This window comes from Chitinophaga sp. sic0106 (genome assembly GCF_019219075.1).
Taxonomy (GTDB): domain Bacteria; phylum Bacteroidota; class Bacteroidia; order Chitinophagales; family Chitinophagaceae; genus Chitinophaga.
In genome coordinates this window covers 374371-392244 of record NZ_JAHUWJ010000001.1, presented here as the reverse complement: position 1 = coordinate 392244, position 17874 = coordinate 374371, and the positions used below count along the sequence as shown (strand labels likewise).

General features: G+C 46.9%; 17 protein-coding genes. 8 read left to right on the top strand and 9 right to left on the bottom strand.

Going from position 1 to position 17874, the window contains the following annotated elements; all coding sequences use genetic code 11:
- Positions 1 to 4: 4 nt before the first annotated feature.
- Positions 5 to 1048, bottom strand: coding sequence for a COX15/CtaA family protein (locus KW844_RS01640; protein WP_218374960.1), 1044 nt, complete (start codon positions 1046 to 1048; stop codon positions 5 to 7).
- Between the two features lie 176 nt (positions 1049 to 1224).
- Between KW844_RS01640 and KW844_RS01635 the strand changes: the two genes are divergently transcribed.
- A complete protein-coding gene (locus tag KW844_RS01635; protein ID WP_218374959.1) occupies positions 1225 to 1668 on the top strand; it encodes a hypothetical protein in 444 nt (147 codons plus the stop codon).
- A 74-nt stretch (positions 1669 to 1742) separates the two neighbouring features.
- On the opposite strand, the gene KW844_RS01630 is transcribed toward KW844_RS01635, so the two are convergent.
- A complete protein-coding gene (locus KW844_RS01630) occupies positions 1743 to 4730 on the bottom strand; it encodes a glycoside hydrolase family 3 N-terminal domain-containing protein (RefSeq protein ID WP_218374958.1) in 2988 nt (995 codons plus the stop codon).
- Between the two features lie 277 nt (positions 4731 to 5007).
- Here KW844_RS01630 and KW844_RS01625 point away from each other — a divergent pair, with 277 nt between their 5' ends.
- The 5 genes from KW844_RS01625 to KW844_RS01605 all read left to right on the top strand — a co-directional run bounded on the left by KW844_RS01625 (position 5008) and on the right by KW844_RS01605 (position 9058).
- Complete coding sequence (locus KW844_RS01625; RefSeq protein ID WP_218374957.1) at positions 5008 to 5601, top strand: adenylate kinase; 594 nt, start codon at positions 5008 to 5010, stop codon at positions 5599 to 5601.
- 162 nt (positions 5602 to 5763) lie between these two features.
- Entirely contained in the window at positions 5764 to 6825 is a 1062-nt protein-coding gene (gene obgE, locus KW844_RS01620; RefSeq protein ID WP_218374956.1) for a GTPase ObgE, read from the top strand.
- 64 nt (positions 6826 to 6889) lie between these two features.
- Positions 6890 to 7606, top strand: coding sequence for a hypothetical protein (locus tag KW844_RS01615; protein WP_218374955.1), 717 nt, complete (start codon positions 6890 to 6892; stop codon positions 7604 to 7606).
- Between the two features lie 37 nt (positions 7607 to 7643).
- On the top strand, positions 7644 to 8414 hold the full coding sequence (locus KW844_RS01610) for a hypothetical protein (protein WP_218374954.1): 771 nt from the start codon (positions 7644 to 7646) through the stop codon (positions 8412 to 8414).
- Positions 8414 to 9058, top strand: coding sequence for a DUF2306 domain-containing protein (locus tag KW844_RS01605; RefSeq protein ID WP_218374953.1), 645 nt, complete (start codon positions 8414 to 8416; stop codon positions 9056 to 9058). The genes KW844_RS01610 and KW844_RS01605 overlap by 1 nt, the downstream gene beginning before the upstream one ends.
- Here KW844_RS01605 and KW844_RS01600 read toward each other — a convergent pair.
- Positions 9044 to 10168, bottom strand: coding sequence for a hypothetical protein (locus tag KW844_RS01600; RefSeq protein ID WP_218374952.1), 1125 nt, complete (start codon positions 10166 to 10168; stop codon positions 9044 to 9046). The genes KW844_RS01605 and KW844_RS01600 overlap by 15 nt on opposite strands.
- Before the next feature lie 138 nt (positions 10169 to 10306).
- Here KW844_RS01600 and KW844_RS01595 point away from each other — a divergent pair, with 138 nt between their 5' ends.
- Positions 10307 to 10786 carry a hypothetical protein gene (locus KW844_RS01595; protein WP_218374951.1) on the top strand — a complete coding sequence of 160 codons (480 nt, stop codon included), beginning with the start codon at positions 10307 to 10309 and terminating at the stop codon, positions 10784 to 10786.
- Positions 10787 to 10838: 52 nt separating this feature from the next.
- Here KW844_RS01595 and KW844_RS01590 read toward each other — a convergent pair whose 3' ends face one another.
- Positions 10839 to 11471 carry an N-acetyltransferase gene (locus KW844_RS01590; RefSeq protein WP_255578102.1) on the bottom strand — a complete coding sequence of 211 codons (633 nt, stop codon included), beginning with the start codon at positions 11469 to 11471 and terminating at the stop codon, positions 10839 to 10841.
- Positions 11472 to 11917: 446 nt separating this feature from the next.
- Positions 11918 to 12217, bottom strand: coding sequence for a YbaB/EbfC family nucleoid-associated protein (locus KW844_RS01585; RefSeq protein WP_073084656.1), 300 nt, complete (start codon positions 12215 to 12217; stop codon positions 11918 to 11920).
- A 79-nt stretch (positions 12218 to 12296) separates the two neighbouring features.
- Between KW844_RS01585 and KW844_RS01580 the strand changes: the two genes are divergently transcribed.
- Positions 12297 to 13532 (top strand): NAD(P)/FAD-dependent oxidoreductase, encoded by a 1236-nt coding sequence (locus tag KW844_RS01580; protein WP_218374950.1) that lies wholly within the window; start codon positions 12297 to 12299, stop codon positions 13530 to 13532.
- Positions 13533 to 13611: 79 nt separating this feature from the next.
- Here KW844_RS01580 and KW844_RS01575 read toward each other — a convergent pair whose 3' ends face one another.
- From KW844_RS01575 to KW844_RS01560, 4 genes are all read right to left on the bottom strand, one after another.
- On the bottom strand, positions 13612 to 13932 hold the full coding sequence (locus tag KW844_RS01575) for a Dabb family protein (RefSeq protein WP_218374949.1): 321 nt from the start codon (positions 13930 to 13932) through the stop codon (positions 13612 to 13614).
- Between the two features lie 26 nt (positions 13933 to 13958).
- Positions 13959 to 15158: an FtsX-like permease family protein gene (locus tag KW844_RS01570; protein WP_218374948.1), complete on the bottom strand. Its 1200-nt coding sequence runs from the start codon at positions 15156 to 15158 to the stop codon at positions 13959 to 13961.
- Between the two features lie 12 nt (positions 15159 to 15170).
- Positions 15171 to 15821 carry an ATP-binding cassette domain-containing protein gene (locus KW844_RS01565; RefSeq protein ID WP_218374947.1) on the bottom strand — a complete coding sequence of 217 codons (651 nt, stop codon included), beginning with the start codon at positions 15819 to 15821 and terminating at the stop codon, positions 15171 to 15173.
- Positions 15822 to 15978: 157 nt separating this feature from the next.
- On the bottom strand, positions 15979 to 17790 hold the full coding sequence (locus KW844_RS01560) for a DUF4836 family protein (protein ID WP_218374946.1): 1812 nt from the start codon (positions 17788 to 17790) through the stop codon (positions 15979 to 15981).
- Between the last annotated feature and the right edge of the window lie 84 nt (positions 17791 to 17874).

Here is a 17874-nt window from a genome sequence, read left to right as displayed (position 1 = left end):
GTAATTATGCCTTTCCCCTGCTCAGGAAGTAAGTCCATACCAGCGAGAGCAGCAGTAGCATACCCACGCCCTGATGGAGTATGGCGTACATAATAGGTATTTGCGTCTGACTATTTAAAAGTGTAAGTACCCCGAGTAATACCTGCAGTAATACTAATAATAACGGGAGATATCGGATGGCATGCAACTGGGTATGTGCAGGTACATGAGCAGATTTCAACCACCATATTACCACCAGCACAGTGATCAGGTAGGCCAGCCCTCTGTGGATAAACTGAATGGCAATTGGATTATGAATAATATCATGGAAGATGCTACCGCTGCTAAACATACCGGTTGGTACCCACGCACCATTGATGTCCGGCCAGGTGTTTGCGTTCAAGGCAGCATGCATACCCGCCATGAATGCACCGTATATCAGTTGCATTGCCACGATTCCCAGTAACCAACCGTTGAGCTTCCGTAGTGCCGGTACATGCAATATCTGCTGCTGCTTTACACTCAGGCGCATCGCGAACCAAAATACATAGCACAACAGCACCAACGCGGAAATAAAGTGAATGGCCAACCGGATATGGCTTACACGGATATCCTCGTTATTGAGGCCGCTCACCACCATGATCCAGCCAATAGCACCTTGCAGGCCCCCAAGTAAAAATAGTATCAGCATAGGATTGATCATGGACTGATCAATCTTCTTTTTAGCGACGAAATAAATAAACGGAATCAGGAAAACCACTCCCATCAGACGTGCCCAGTCGCGGTGAAACCACTCCCAGAAATAGATCTGCTTAAAGTCCGCCAGCGTGAAGTGACTATTCACCAGCTTAAACTGAGCAATCTGCTTATATCCGTCAAAGGCACGCTGCCACGCTTCCTCATTCATTGGCGGGAAAGCACCCAACAAAGGCTGCCACTCGGTGATAGACAATCCTGAACCTGTCAGACGGGTAATACCTCCTAAAAGTACCTGCACTATCAGCATGCCCACGCCTATATATAACCATATGGCCACCGGGCGATTCTTCTTTAATTGTACTGCTTCCATAAACGTTGCGAAATTAGGACAGAAATCAACACTACCTCCAATTTTCTCACATTATTTTAACAAAGGCGTAATGTTCCCTTAACGCTGCCGTCTGATCTTTGCATCAGAAAATAAAACGGCACCATTGTATTAGCTAATACCGCCCTAATTAAGCAAAACATTAAAAAAATAATGTCATGAAATTTGTTTTAGCACCCAAAGTGAGCGTGATACTGACAGCAGCTATTTTGTTTGGTACCCTCCATGCAGCCGCACAAGATAATGTGCTGGCTTTCAACAAAGTAAAATCTGATTACCGCACGGAAAACGGCTCGCCACGAGCAATAACAGCCGTTAACATGCAGCTTAATCAACAGTCAAAAGATGCACTGTTATTCAGACTATCTGTAGAAAATCCTGAAAACGAAAAGCTCATCTTATATATCAAAGACAGAAATAATTTCACGCTTCACCGCGAAGTTTTACCTGCAACTGTAAGGTATGTAGGCAGCTACAACCTTGAATCACTGGAAGATGGAGACTACTCCTTCGAAATCAGAAGTGGAAAGAACAAGATCATGGAAAAATTTGTGGAAATCCACACATCCACCGTTGTTAACCGAAATGCCTCTGTAGAATAACATGCCTGCAGCAGCAAACACAAAAGGACGCCACATACGTAGCGTCCTTTCTTTTTTATAATTCCTTTTGTTGCCTACATCATCGCTTCATAAAAAACATCCATCATTTTGCCCCTGGTATTGAGTGCAGATATTTTCGTGTTGGCGCCACCGTTAGGATACACCCGGTTGCTCAAAAAAACAAATACCAATCCGGTAGACGGGTCAGCCCATACACAGGTGCCGGTAAACCCGGTGTGCCCAAAAGTAGCACCGGTGGCGAGCCTCGAAGGATAACCTTCATGACGGCTGGCGTTATTCTTTTCTGTTTTATCGAAGCCCAGTCCCCTGCGGCTGATACTACTGCCGTAGCTGGTAAACAGCTCCACTGTTTCAGGACGCAGGTATTGTTTGTTGTTAAATGTGCCTCTGTTCAATAATAGTTGCATGAGCACCGCCAGGTCGTGTGCATCCGAAAATAAACCGGCATGCCCGGCAACTTCCCCAAACATAGCAGCAGTGGGATCATGCACATCGCCGCGCAGCAGCTGCATGCGGTAATTAGGTTCCCGCTCAGTAGGTGCTATCTGCGACAATGGAAAACGATTCCTTGGCAGAAATCCCGTCGTTTCCAGTCCTAACGGATCGTAAAAAGTATCCTGCACATACTGGTTGAGCGGTTTACCTGAAATTTCCTCTACTATCTTCCCCAAAAAAATAAAATCCAGATCACTGTAAACATAGCCCTGACGGGTATTCAGTTTACTGTCCAGGATCTTTCTCCAGAGGGTATCCTTGTAGGAGTCCATCAGGTAAAGGTTTTCGGCTACACGTGTAGTATAACCCGGACCTGTAGTACTGTGAAAAATCGTTGAATCAGGTACGCCCGCGGCATCGATTAAATCTTTGTAAAAGGGAATGTAGGCCACTAATCCTGCCTGGTGCAGCAGGATATCCCTGATCTTGAGCCCCGCCTTATCTGACCCTTGTGTAAAGGGAAGATAGGTACCTAAAGTGGCATCCAGGCTGATTTTACCTTCGTCATAAAGTTTCATGACTGAAAGGGTGGTAGCACAAACTTTCGTAACGGAAGCCACATCGTATATCGACTTAGGTGTTACGGGCTCTTTACTGTTATATTCAAAATGGCCATAGCAGCGGTTAAACACCACTTTGCCATTTTTGAGTGCCAGCACTTCACAGCCAGGTGCAGCCCCCCTGCTGATCATATCACTTGCCAGGTTATCGATACGGAGCAGCGCCTGTGGATTGAGTCCCTCCTTTTCCGGTGTGGATTCCGGCAGGGTAGTAAATTCATTCAGTTTATACGTTACCCCTGACCCGGATGGGAAAGATGGACAAACGCTTACCGGGAGCTTACCTTCTGGCGCCAGCTTTCCGAATAAAATCTCTGCGGCCACTTTCTGGGTAGTAGAGTCATCTTCGTAGGCGGCCAGCAGATGTGGCGCTTCGCAGAAATACTGCAATGCATAAGGATTTCCGAAAACCACGGTAGCAGATGGTAACTCCTGCTGCAACTGGCGGATAATCAGTCGCTCCGCCATAGTAAGGCCAAAGTTATTAGCCGGGCGGCGACTAAAATTATGCAGACTGATGATCACCGCTTTATAATCACGCTGGATTTTAGAAACGATTGGTGCAATCTGTTCTACCGTTTGGCGGCCGGTAAACACAAAAGCATCTGTACCTGGCTTCAGTGCTTTAACGGCTTCAATGAAAGGATTGCTTGCATCCGCCCCTACCGCAACCACTGCCAGTTTTTGCTGGGTCATGGCAGGCGAAAACGGAATCAGTTTATCATCATTACCCAGGAGGGTAATAGCTTTCTCAGCTATTTTCCGGCGCAGGGAATCCGTTTTAGCGTTAATATCTTCTGTGATGTTCCTTGTATCAATAATCTGAGGCTTGTTCAGGCCCAGGTTGTATTTAGCACGGAGCACCCGTTTCACACGGCTATCTACTTCACCCTGGCTGATCTGCCCTTTTTTGATGGCCTTGCGGATGGCATCCACACTACCTTTTGCAGTGGAAGGAAGGATCATAAGGTCGTTACCTGCCAATAAGGATTGCAGCGACTCCTGGCCTTTGGTGTAAAACTTCGCAATGCCTTTCATTTCCAGGGCATCCGTGATGGTGAGTCCATCAAAGCCCAGTTCTTCTCTCAGCAGTTTGGTAACGGCTTTGTAGGAGATAGATGTAGGTGTATTCGCTTTAGCATCAATGGCCGGAATATAGAGGTGACCGATCATTACTGATCCAACACCTGCTGCTATAGCGGCTCTGAAGGGATAAAGCTCCAGTGAGTCCAGCTGTTTCCGGGTTTTGTTGATAGATGGTAAATCCAGGTGGGAATCCACATTGGTATCGCCATGGCCGGGGAAGTGCTTGGCACTGGCCATTACGCCATTATCCTGCATACCCTTTATCATGGCCACCCCCATGCGTGCTACCTGGTATTTATTTTCTCCGAAGGAACGGTCGTTGATAACCGGGTTATTCGGGTTGTTGTTCACATCTATATCCGGTGCAAAGTCAATATGGATACCAATTCGCTTACATTGCTCCGCGAGCAGTTTTCCATATTCATATGCCAGCGTACTATCCTGTATAGCGCCTACCATCATATTTCTTGGCAGGGAGATGACACTGTCGAGCCGCATACCGAGCCCCCACTCTCCATCGATCGCCACCAGCAGTGGTACTTTAGAGATGGACTGATAATAATTGGTGAGGTTGGCTTCTCTTACAGGGCCTCCCTGGAAGAAGATGATGCCACCTACTTTATTATCCTGTATGTCTTTCACTACTGCGTTGATATGATCCTGTCCGAGGTTGGAGTGGGCGCGTATCATAATCAGCTGGGCAATCCTTTCATCCGGGGTAAGTGAGTTGAACACACTGTCGACCCAGGCGCTTGCCGGGTCCTGTTTGCGAATAGTGGTATTGCTATGCGTAGCTGTTTTTTTGTCTTTCTTTTTTGTCAATACCGAAGGCGGTACAGGAATCGCACTTCCGGTCAACATCAAGCCTGTAAGTCCAGCAACCAGTAATTGTTTCATCATATCCAAACTTACAAATTCTGGCGCACTAAAACCAGTGGCAATCAACTAATTATTAATATTAATTATATGTCTTTGTCCAATAAGAAGTTTATTACTAAATTAGATGTAGTGCCATTGAAGATATTTTATTGATTCCACTAGAAAATTGAATTGCATTTAGTTATTTTCAAAAAATTTTTAGATTTTTTAATCAATTGTATTTTTAATTACCAAAGCATTCAATTCTTTGTTATATTTGCAACCTTGCGTTTTTTAGTAAGTAAGATTTTTAATAAACATGGTCAATCTCATTTTATTTGGCCCTCCCGGCAGCGGCAAGGGCACACAAAGTGCTAAGATTATTGATAAATACGGACTGCTTCACCTGTCAACCGGTGATTTACTCCGCAGTGAAATAGGTAATAAAACTCCGCTGGGCTTAGAAGCTCAGAAGTTCATGGACCAGGGTTTACTGGTACCGGACGAGGTAGTAATCGGTATGATCAGTTCTAAGCTGGATGCCAATCCGGATGCACGTGGATTCATCTTTGATGGTTTCCCACGCACCACTGCGCAGGCAGAGGCTTTGGATAAACTGCTCGCATTGAAAAAAACAGCTATTTCTGTAGTACTTTCCCTGGAAGTGCCGGAAGAAGAGCTGATCAAACGTCTGCTGAACAGAGGTTTAACCTCCGGCCGCAGCGATGATGCCAATGAAGATGTGGTAAAAGCACGTATCGTGGAATACCACAACAAAACTGCCCCTGTAGCTGACCACTACGCTAAATTCGGCAAGTTTAAAAAGATTAAAGGTGATGGTAGCGTAGAAGAAATCTTCGACCTGCTGTCAAAAGAAATAGACGAACTCCTGGGGGAGAAAGTTAGCTCCTAAGGCCCTGTACCAGGAGCTTTCAAGGACTGATATACAACGCAAAGATTGTTGGTTAGCGTGATTTAGCACATGATCCTGTGCTATTTACGTAAACTTCACGATCTTTGCGTTTTATTTTGTGGTTGTATCAGGGGATACAGTCTTTTAAAATCAAGGTCAAAAGTGGAAAAAGCGAACTTCGTAGATTATATCCGTGTATTTTGTAAGTCTGGTAAAGGCGGTGCCGGCAGTATGCACTTCATGCGTACTAAATTCAATGCACAAGCTGGTCCTGACGGTGGCGACGGTGGCCGTGGAGGGCATATCATCCTCCGTGGTAACTCTCAGCTCTGGACGTTGCTCCATCTCCGCTGGCATAAAATGCTGCTGGCTGAGAACGGGGAAAACGGCAGCGGCGACAACTGTACCGGTCGTTTTGGTAAAGATGTTATCATCGAAGTCCCTTTAGGCACCCAAACCCGTGATGAAGAAACCGGCGAAGTAGAAGCTGAGATCCTCCACGACGGCCAGGAAATCGTTTGGATGCCCGGTGGCCAGGGAGGTCGCGGAAATGCCTACTTCAAATCCGCCACCAACCAAACCCCTGAATATGCCCAACCAGGCATGCCAGGCATTGAAGGCTGGAAAGTAGTAGAACTCAAAGTGCTGGCCGATGTAGGGCTGGTTGGATTCCCGAATGCCGGTAAATCCACCCTCCTTTCTACCATCACCGCCGCCAAACCTAAAGTGGCTGACTATGCCTTCACCACCCTTACCCCGCAACTGGGGATGGTAGAATACCGCGACAACAGATCCTTCTGTATCGCCGACCTGCCAGGCATCATCGAAGGCGCCCATGAAGGTAAAGGACTCGGACACCGGTTCCTGCGCCATATCGAAAGAAACTCCGTATTATTATTCCTCATTCCTGCTGATAGCGCCGACCACCGTAAAGAATTTGAAGTGCTCGTCAATGAACTGGAACAATATAATCCTGAATTGCTCGACAAACAGTTTCTGCTGGCCATCAGCAAAAGCGATATGTTGGACGATGAACTGAAAGCCGCTATATCTGCCGAACTGCCAGAAAACGTTCCACATGTATTCATCTCCTCAGTTACCAACCAGGGACTGACAGAACTGAAAGACATCCTCTGGAACGCCCTTTCCGCCGATGCCAACCGACTCCCTGATACCCAGGTACAAGCGGAAGAGGAAGAAGAGGACGAGGCCGATGCAGAGTAAAACTGTCGCAGTCAAACGAGGATATTAAAACTAAACATGTAATGGTTTAATATTCCCCCGTATCATGAAAACTTACTACCTGATGGCAGCCCTATTGCCAGCATGCTACGCCTGCCATTCACCTGCACCTCCCAAACAGGAGAGAACAGTGCAGATTGACACCATGGAACTGGTAGCTCCGCCTTCCAGCGAGGCTACCAGGGTCGCTTCTAATGAGGTATCGGTGGCCAACACCGACAGTACTACGTATATACGCTTTGGCAGCTCCTATCTGTCGCTCGACTGGCTCCAGCCCACGCCGGACCATAACGACTTTGAGCTCCGGCCCGATACGATCTACCTCACCCTGCAGCATCCGCATACCATCGAAGGGCAAATGCTCACCTTTACCTCCCCGGGTAATGCTAAAATCAGCGTATCCCAACGGTACGAAACCAGCGCCATCATTGACGGAAACCCGATCCATGTGCTTAAACACTGGCGCCACTATAAATCCGACTGGGAGCCACTAATACCCGAGGCCGATAACTTCTTCATATGTAAAAAATATACCCGCGAACAAAAAAACCAGTTCCCGGTAACCTCGCCACTGGAATTACAGCAATACGTTTTTAAGCATCTTGGAAAGGATATCAGTAGCAAAATAGCCGCTATCAGCAGCTTTCCACAAGCGCCGTGCAAAGTGGCCATCTCCCGCTACTACCTGAAAGTATCCGGGATCCTGCAGCATAGCTCTGAAAATATTAATAAACTGCTGATCATCGATGTGGCTTTTAAATAACGCGGACTTGTATATTTACTTAAATAGATTCTCCCCCATGAAAGTTTTTACACTCGCATTTATAAGTACCTGCCTGCTGCTACAGGCATGTAAATTCAATGGTAATAAAACGGACAACACCACCGTGGCCGCCGATTCCAGCAGCCAGACCTCCGACGCCGGCAGCATCAAAGGAATTTACAGCGGCGATTTTGGAGGCTCCCCGATTTACATCACCATCAACTACGCCAACGGACACCAGGTAGCAGGCTATAACATCCACAAATCGCTGCGCCGGAATCTTAAAGGGGAAATGGTGAAAAGTGGCGACCAATGGCTGCTCACCCTCAGCGAACCTGGCGATAACCAATACGATGGCAAGTTTGAAATCACCATGAGCCCGGAAAATAAAACCGGTAGCGGCAAATGGACTCCCAATGATCCGAAAGCCACCAGCCCAAAGACTTTTAAACTGAAATACCTCACCGATGTGGATCAGCTATCAGGAAATGCACCTTCCGTAGCTGGCTACTATTCCAATACTGACAGTAACAGCGAACTCACCATCAACGCCGATGGCTCCGTATCCATGCTGCTTTATACCCGCATCAACGACAGCACCTACTCCGATCAGAGTATAGCCGTTCGCGGTAGTTGGTCCTACGATAAAAATGATTCTACCAAAGTACTGATCAACTGGGTACCTACCTCCTCCTGGCCTGCTAAAACAACCTTGTTCAACTTCACGCCCTATAACGAAGAAGCAGCTATATACGGCAACGAGCTGAAAGCGGACAGTCTGGAATTCAAAATATTAATGGCGGGTTAATGCTTGCATTGAAGAAGATACTTACCGTTATAGCGGTGCTGATGATCGCATACGGCACCTGGCTCATGATTAAGCTGAGCCTGCCCTATACCACGTTCGAACGTTATACCGACTTCCTGCGCACCAAGCAGATGGCCTGGCATGTAAAGCCCTGGCGGATTAGCTTCTATATACATGTATTTGTAAGCAGTATTGTATTGCTGGCAGGACTACTGCAATTCAGCAGCTACCTCCTTCACCACTATCCAAAGCTGCACCGCAGCCTCGGCAAAACTTATGCGGTAGTGGTCATCTTTATCAGCGGGCCATCCGGACTGGTAATGGCTTTGTACGCCAACGGCGGCCCCGCGGCTAAAACAAGTTTTGTGGTACTTTCTGTATTATGGATAGGCGTTACCGTTATGGGTTGGAAACGGGCATTGCAACGCCGTTGGGAAGATCATCAGCAGTGGATGCTGCGCAGCTACGCGCTTACGTTATCCGCACTCACCCTACGCTTTTATGTATTTCTGATGGGAACATTACATATGCAGCTGCATCCGCGCACTGCATATGTAATGGTATCCTGGCTCAGCTGGACGATAAATATCCTCCTGGCCGAAATTTATATCTACTACAGCCGGCGGCGCTTAGCGCAACGCTAACGGCTCGTTGGATTTCTTCACAAAATGGCCGTCCGCCGCAATGGTGTAATATTCCTTATTTAACTCTTTCGATTCCAGCTCCTTATTTTCATTGAAACGCGTTTCTGACACCGGCTTTTCGTAGGTGATTTCAAAATCAGTCACCGTGATTTCACCGTTACCATTCACCTCCCCTACACGGTATGGATTTTCATCCAGTTTCTGACCACCTACCAGCAGCTTATCAATCAGCTTTCCTTTGTTATCATAACTTACCAGCAAATAATAAGGCCATTTATAATCTTCCAGCGCCTTGTCATCCACAGCGTAGCAAAGGGTTTTATAGGCCGTGTCTTTCCTGATAAGTCCTACGTAGTAATACAGTGATCCAGTTTCACGTTCAAACTTCACGTTTCTCATTTCGGAAACATAACGCTCATAGTCGTACGGAATACCGGTTAATTCTTTATTTGAGATGAAGGTTTTATCGAATGTAACCGGCAACTCCATCGGTTTAAAATCGCGGAGAAACATGTTCCACTGGAGTTTATCCGCATCACCGATGCCGCTGAATGCCTCGTGCACTTTCGCATTAAAGTTATAGGCGTTTTCACGCAACGATGCCAGGTCCCGGTCCTTCATGATGTTATCCATATTGGTATAGCCAAACTCAATGGCTGCTACCAGCTGCTCCAGGCTCCGTTGTGTGCTGTCGCTTTTAGCATAGGCACAGGCTTTATTATACAATAGTTTGTGCAGCGGTTTATAGTTCAGTGCTTCCGCCATGCTGTAAGCATCAATGGCTTCCAGGTTCTTTTCCGCGTCCAGGAGGGCGTTGCCTAACTCGTAATAAGTTTTGGCCTGCGGCTGTAGCAGAAGCGATGCTTTAAATAAATCTGCACCTTCCCGGTATTGCTTTTTATTGCGATAAACGTCCACTGCTTCCAGGAATTTCTTTTCGGCAGCAACTTTATTGTCATCCAGCAGTTTTGCTGCCAGCTTTACGGAGTCTTCATTGTACAGAACGGCTGCTGTGAACTGGAAATCGGCTGCCAGCTTTTTTTCCTTTGCCGATTTGCCATCACAGGCTGCTAACAGGGCTACCAATGCTATCAATGGTATATAGCGCATAAAACAGGATTTTGAATGTTAAATATAGTGAAGTCTGCCGTGCAAAAATTATATTTCAGCTTATGGAAAAATTTAGGTGCTGCATCTCTTTATTTAATAGCTTGATAAAACTATCCACTCACGAAAAACGCGACCCATATGAACCAATTACATTATCAACCCTTTACAAACGATGATGCCTATATTGTAAAATGTAATCTGGACTCCAAATACGAAGCTATCGTCATCCTGGCAAAGTATTTCCTTCTATTTACGGCCTTCGGATTTGGCTTTGTCATTTTACAGGGCAACCGGAATTCTCCTACTTACTTTTTCTCTGCTATAACGTTGGCCTTTCTTGGGTGCTTCGCCTACTTTTGGTTGCACACCATCAAAGGTTTGCGCAAAGATCTTCAAACGCGGCACAAAGTGCAGTTCACTGCCAAAGTGGTGGACAAGAAAAGTTCGCAAAAACTGGGCGTTACCTCTCACTATCTTGTGGTGGATGATAATGAGTTTGGTATTAGTAAGGTAGATGTTACCCCTGATATTTTTATGCGGATAGAAACCTGTAGTGTGCTGCGGCTCAGCGTATCGCGGTATTCAGGAACTTTCCTTGAGTGTGAGGTAAAAGAATAAAGCGGTAGTGCAAATGCACCACCGCTGTTATAGTACTTCTGGGCTGCGAACCTTATGTATAGCAGGGTTCTGATGTTTCTTCCGGCGTGAAGAGCATAGCAGTGCACAAGCACTTTTTAAAGCCCTGCGACGCCAGCACAGGATAGTTTGCACAGCTTTTACAAGCTGTCCAGAATTGAGGGTCTTGTGTTATTTCGGTATAGGTAACGGGCTCAAAGCCCAATCTGCTGTTCAGTTTCATCACTGCCAGCCCGGTAGTGATACTGAAAATTTTTGCATGCGGATATAGCTTCCGGCTTAATTCAAATATTTTCTGTTTGATGGCACTGGCTACTTTTAATCGCCGGAATGCAGGCGCTACAATCAATCCACTGTTGGATACAAAGCGGCCGTTTTCCCAGGTTTGGATATACGAAAATCCGGCCCACATACCTGTTTTGGTAAAAGCGATGACCGCTTTTCCTTCCAGCATTTTACGTTTGATATCGGCAGGGTCGCGGCGGGAAATACCCGTACCGCGGGCCTTTGCAGAGGATTCCATTTCAGCGCATATTGGCAATGCAAATGCAAGGTCCATTGCTGTGGCCAGTCTGACGACGACCTCCTCTTCTGCTTCCGGCATTGCGGAAGTAAGTGCCGGTTCATTATGACTCGCATAAGCCGGCACTTCATATTGGTTTATCATGGCTGTTATAGTTTATCAGTGCCAGTACGTAATTAATAACTGGCCAATGGCAGATAGTGCAATCAGTACTACTGCAATTACTACATATACTGTTTTGGAACCTGGTGCAGGTGGTTTAGGATGTACATGCATACGGATTGTTTTCGGGGGTAGTGCCAAATCCCGTTCCATGCCATCATAAAAAAGTAGGAAAAACCTGAAAACCCAATGCAGGGTGGGCTTTACATCTCCCTAAAAAATAAAACCAGGGAAACTAATTCCCCGGTAGTATATCATTTCAGAAAAGTATTTACAAATTCTGTAGGGTTGTGTATTCGTGTAACACAAAGAAAGGGCTTTTAACCAGGGTAGCTATAGCGAAAAGGAAAAACTACTTACGCAATAGGGAAAAAGAAAGGGATGTGCCCGTAAACGCGCACATCCCTGTAAAAATATTATGCTATCTCTTACAGTAAGCCTCCCAGCATACCGCCGGCAGCATTTTTCATTTCAGCTTCCCAGCTGTTTTCAGCAGCTTTCAGGGCTTTGTTGAGGGCAGATATCATCAGGTCTTCCAGTTCTTCTTTTCTTTCCGGCACCAGCAGTTCGGCAGCTACGTCGATGCTTTTCACCTGACGGTTACCATCCACAGCCACTTTCACTGCACCATTGCCAGCCTCCCCTTCCAGGGTAACGTTAGCCAGGCGCTCTTTTCCTTCTTTCATTTTTTGCTGGATCTGTGACAGCTTACCAAATAAATCGAACATATCTTACTAATTTTTAAGGTTGTAAAGATAAGCTATTACAGTATTCCGTATCTTACCAGCTGGTTATACTATCAGTAAAATGGAAACAAAAGTTTGTATTATAGGAGCCGGCCCCGGTGGCGCTTGCGCAGCCCTCCAGCTGGCCCAGATGGGCATCCCTTCTATTGTAGTGGATAAAGCGGTGTTCCCGAGGGACAAGGTTTGTGGCGACGGTCTTAGTGGCAAGGTGCTCACCATACTCGAACGTATTGATAAAGACATGGGGAAAAGACTCCAGCAGGCCGTTTTTAAAATGGACAGCTGGGGAGTGAAATTTGTGGCGCCAAACCGCATTGGCATGGATATCCCCTATGCGCCTAATTACCAGGATGATATGTCGAACCCAAGAGGTTTCGTGTGCAAACGCATCGACTTCGATAATTTCCTGGTAGATGAAATGAAAAGACGCCCGGAAATCACCCTCTACGAAGGTACCAGCATTGATAAATATGAACTGCAACAGGATGGATACCTCCTGTCCAATAACAGCGGCACCTTCCAGGTGAAAACGCAGCTGGTGATTGTGGCCAATGGTGCACATTCTTCCTTCACAAAGGAGGTAGCCGGTATTAAAATGGAGCCGGAGCATTATGTAGCCGGCATACGTGCCTACTACAAAGGCATTACCGGCCTTCATAAGGACAACTTCATCGAACTGCACTTCCTCAAGGAAATGCTGCCCGGCTACCTCTGGATATTCCCGCTGCCTAATGGCGAAGCCAACGTAGGCGTGGGTATGCTCAGCAACAATGCCCGCAACAACAAGATCAATCTTAAAAAATTAATGGTGGATACCCTGGCCGCCGACCCGGTGATGAAAGAAAGGTTTGCCAACGCCGAGCTGGTAGGCTCTATCGACGGTTACGGCCTACCTCTGGGTAGCAAAAAGCGCAAGCTCCACGGGGAACGCTTTGTGCTGGTGGGCGATGCAGGCTACCTCATCGATCCGTTCACCGGCGAAGGTATTGGCAACGCGCTCTACTCCGGCCGCATTGCCGCCCAGCAAGCCGCTGCTGCCATTGCCGCCAACGACTTCTCCGATAAATTCCTGGATGCCTATGATACAGACGTATACCGCATCCTGGGTCCGGAACTACAGGTGAGTACGAAACTGCAAAAACTGATTAAATATCCGTGGCTGTTTAACTGGCTCATGAAAATGGGGTCTAAAAACAAACAGCTGAAAGAGCTGATGTCATGCATGTTTCATGAGGTGGATCTGCGGAAGAAGTTGGGGAAACCTATGTTTTACGTGAAATTGTTGTTCAACAGATAAATTTTGAAATTCCCTTCGCCTGTGGCGAAGGGAATTTCAAGGCTTGGGAAGGGGCCGCTGGCACCTTCCAGGCCAAAAACTAAATAGTTTCGGAATCAAATATCACCACCTTCTCCCACAAGTGCTTGCAGTTATCAATAAAATTCAGGTGAATAGGATGTGACTGGTAGATATCATGGTCCTCCTGATGCTTAAACACACAGAGCAGGCAATAGCTATAGCTTTTATCAATTACCGGACGGTCGGTGGATGCGGGACTACCCACATTAAACACCTGGATTTCGTCGATGGTACCCAGTGAACTCACGCCCACTTCAAACTTCCTTACATCTTCTGCGCTCAGTCCCGGCTTCAGGTAGAAGTTTACCACGTGTACAAATTTCTTGTCGTTTGCTTTCATCGTTGGAATATTTAAAATCGGATTAATTACTGATCCTGTAATATGTATTTGCGCACGGTTACCAGGTTTACTATATATACCAGGGAGATGACTACTGCCGCTCCGGCAAATGTCCAGATAGCGGGCAGCGGACTCACGGCCATATCGTGCTTAGCCAGCACTACATGGGCCTGGTATTGCAGTACTACAACTATGAGCAGCGACACCACCCCAATGATAATATACAGGGGAATAAACTGCTTCAGCAAATAGCGTTGCAGCTGCCTGGGCGCCGTTCCCAGCGTAACCAGCAGCTGTATTTCCTTTTTGCAGCTGGCGATGATCAGTTGTATGAACATGCTGAACACCAGCAGGGCAAAGAATAACAGCACTAAACCAAAGAAACCGATAACTGAGACGATTGTTTGTACGATTACCCTGGTTTTACTGAATTTCAGTTTGTCCTGGTTGGTGGTATAACCGTTATCATCCAGGAACTTTACCAGGGCTGGATTTGATGGATCGGCGGTTTTAATCACGATTCTGCTGGCGGTGGAAGTGGTGCCGGCCATGCCATACTTTTCATTGGCCCAGTCCATAAAGGATGCAGGCACGAGAAAGGAAGAAATGCGATCGGAGAACCCAACGATATGGCCGGTATAGGTTTCTGAGATGAGGCCGTTGGAAATAACGATTTGCAGCGGTAGCGCTTTCACCGTTTCCTGTGAAATCTGCGGCAGGTCCTGGCTCAGGGAGAAACCGAAATTATACAGGTTCAGGAAATCATTGGGCAATATAATAGGGATGATACGGCTGCCTGGCTCCCACTTCCACTCTTCCTCTTTCACATCGATGAAGCTATCCGGTACGGATTCGAAGAACATATCCGTTGCAAAATGCAATTCGCCGGGGGCCTGCGCCACTACTTTGAATCTGCTGGAAGTAATTAACCCTGACGCCTGTACGAAGGGCTGGCGGCGGATATTGTCTATTTCTTCCTGGGAGAGCACCATTTTTTGTGGCTGCCCCATCATACTGTTAGTAACTTTTTTATTGATGACGAGGAAATCAGCAGTTTCGTTCTGGTTTTTGTCGCTGTAGAGCAGCTGGTTAAAATCAGAATTGGCCTGTAGCGCAATAAGGATCAGCACCATGGCGATGCCTAACCCCAGCGAGGCCATGATAAATCTGCCTTTACCGATCCCGGTTCGAATTATTTTTTTCAGAAGGGCAAAAAAAGCATGCATGTAAACATCAGATTAAAGCTGGTACAGCACATTGTAGTCAAAGTGCTGGTCATCGTCCAGGTCGGTTAAAATAAATCCTGCTTTACGCGCGCTGCATTCTTCAGCGATGAGCGCGGCGGCCCGGCGGGTGTTTTCTTCATCAAGGTGACTAAAGGGTTCATCCATCAGCAACCAGTCAAAGGGCTGTACGAGCGCACGTATGATGGCAATGCGCTGCCGCTCGCCGTAGGACAGTGTTTTACTGCTCTGCCGGAGCACATGGGTTACATTGAGTCGCGCAGCCATTTCCTGCACTCTTTCGGGGGTACAGTAGGGCTGCGGGGTCATGACCCGCTTCAGTTCAATATTTTCCAGGGCTGTCAGTTGTTCAAACAGGCGCAGGTCCTGGAAGATAACGCTGATCTGCTGCTGGCGCAGGAGTGCGATTTCGTTGCGGCCGTAGTCGCTCCAGGGTTTCCCGTTTACCAGTACTTTTCCCGTATAGTCGTTCCTGATATTATACAGATAATGCACCAGCGTGGTTTTGCCGGTACCAGACGGGGCTTTGATTTTCACAAAGCTACCGGGATTAAAAACGATATTTTCATTCCAGATGCCTGATTTCCGTTGTAGGATCTTATCCTTCAGGGGAACAGGCAGGAGTTGATCGAGCTGAATTTGCATGAGGCTAAGATAGTGTTTTGGGCCTGCTTTCCGCAGTGTGGGTCGGGTATAAAAGGAGGAGGCTGGGTAAAAAGCGAGTTGTTGCTTTTCATCCAGCCTCCTGTCAGAAATGTAAGGTATTACCTATGTTGATGCCGCGTTGTCCGCGGAACAATTGTTATTGGATGGCAGCAGAATCTACTGGTACCAGGTTGTACAGGCTGTCTTCTGCGGCTTGCTCTCTTTTTCTTTGCTCTTCTTTTGCTTTAGCCACCTTAGCTGCTTCTGTAGCTACTTCTACCAGTTGCACCAGGCTGTTTCTGTTCTGGTCTCTGAAGTTCAGTACTACTTCGCCGCTCTGTACATCACCGCTGATTGGTTTTGCGGAGATGGTGAGGTCTTTCAGCAGGTCTTTCGCTTTAGTTACTACTGCTTTTTCATCTTCACCTACGCTGTTCATAGGAACGGCGCTGGCCAGTTTTTCGAAGTCGAGGTAGCCATAGAGCATGCTGCCTTTTACTTTACCGTTCACAGCTTCAGGCAGTTTGATTTTGCCTTTACCGCCGAGGTATTGGCCCAGCAGTACGGAGTCGGAACCGAGGGTGATGGATTTTTCGGTCAGTGACATTGCAGGCATGGACGCGGCCATGTCAGGTGAAGCCAATACGTATTTATCACCTTCTTTCACGAACATGTTGGCCAGCAGCGGAGAGGTCATTACTTTATTGAATGCTTCCTTGTTAGCCACTTTCATGTTAAATATCCAGTTAGACTTAGGCTTATCCAGGGTATCGCCTTCGAAGTACGGGTTAGGTACGCGCTCCATTTTGAAGTCGGAAGATACATATACCAGCTGGCCATCGAAGGCGTTGAGCAGGTCGTCCATGGTGAGACCGGATTTCTGGGACAGCATCATGTTTACCATACCGTCCATACCAACGGATTTAACGATTTCACCGATCATATGAAAATCGAAAGCATAGGCGATGAAACCGGTGATGTTTTCACCTGGATATTTTTCCAGCATGTCCATATCGATTTCGCGTTTGCCGTATTTCTTAAAGATTTCCATCATTTGTTTACCGGCGTAGCTGTTGGTGTTCATTACCACTTTACCTTTTTCGAAATTGGCGGTAGCGGTGGTATAAGATCCTTCCATCAGTTTCTTGAAGTTAGCAGGCAGCATGGTGAGCATGCCGCTGTTGTAGGTAGCTTCAGAGTTGAAAAACAGGCTGATATCGGCGTTTTCTTTCAGTAATTTTTTGAAAGGTTCCAGGGAACCGGCAGTTTCAGCTTCTTTCAGGTGATAGAGGTGATCTGCTTCTGAAATCAGGACGGCTGCTTCATCGGGCAGTTCCGCAGTCACGTTGGCTACAGGGGTAGCTACGGCTTCTACTGGCGCGGCAGTATCGGCCGGGTAAGCTTCTGCGTCTACTTCAGCTGCATCTTCAGCTGGTTCGCCACCAGTACCTGGCAGGCCGTTCAGCTTGCTGGTAGGGAGGTGCATCAGGTAAAGTACAGTTTTATCGTTCCAGGTAATTAAAGCGGAGCTTTTCTTATCCCAGGTATATTTGAAGTCCTTACCGGTTTTTACTTCATAACCGGAAAGATTGGTTTTCAGGAAGTTCTCGAATTTGGTCACATCTTTCAGGGATGCGGTCGCTTCGATATAGGATTTGTTTTCGTTTACTTGCCCTCTGAAAACGAAAGAAACGAAGAAGTTGGAGGTAAGGTCGATACCTGAGTTTTTAGCATCTTCCCAAGATTTGGCGTCTTTTGCGGAGTCGCCGGATTGAGCAGCTGCCATTAGTTTGTCCATGGTGAAGCCGTTGGTCACCAGTTTTTCGCTCAGTTGTTTAGCATTCAGTTCGAATACCAGACCGGCTTCTTTGGGGATGTATTTGCTCTCTTCAGGTACTTTAGAACAGGCAGACAACATGACCGCGGCTACGCCAGCGGTTAACAACAATTTGGAGATTGTCCTTTTCATAAATGATTAAAATATATTAGATAAAATATGCACAGGCTAGAAATAGGTGGTAAGGGGAATCTGGACACATGGTTCGGGCTGCAC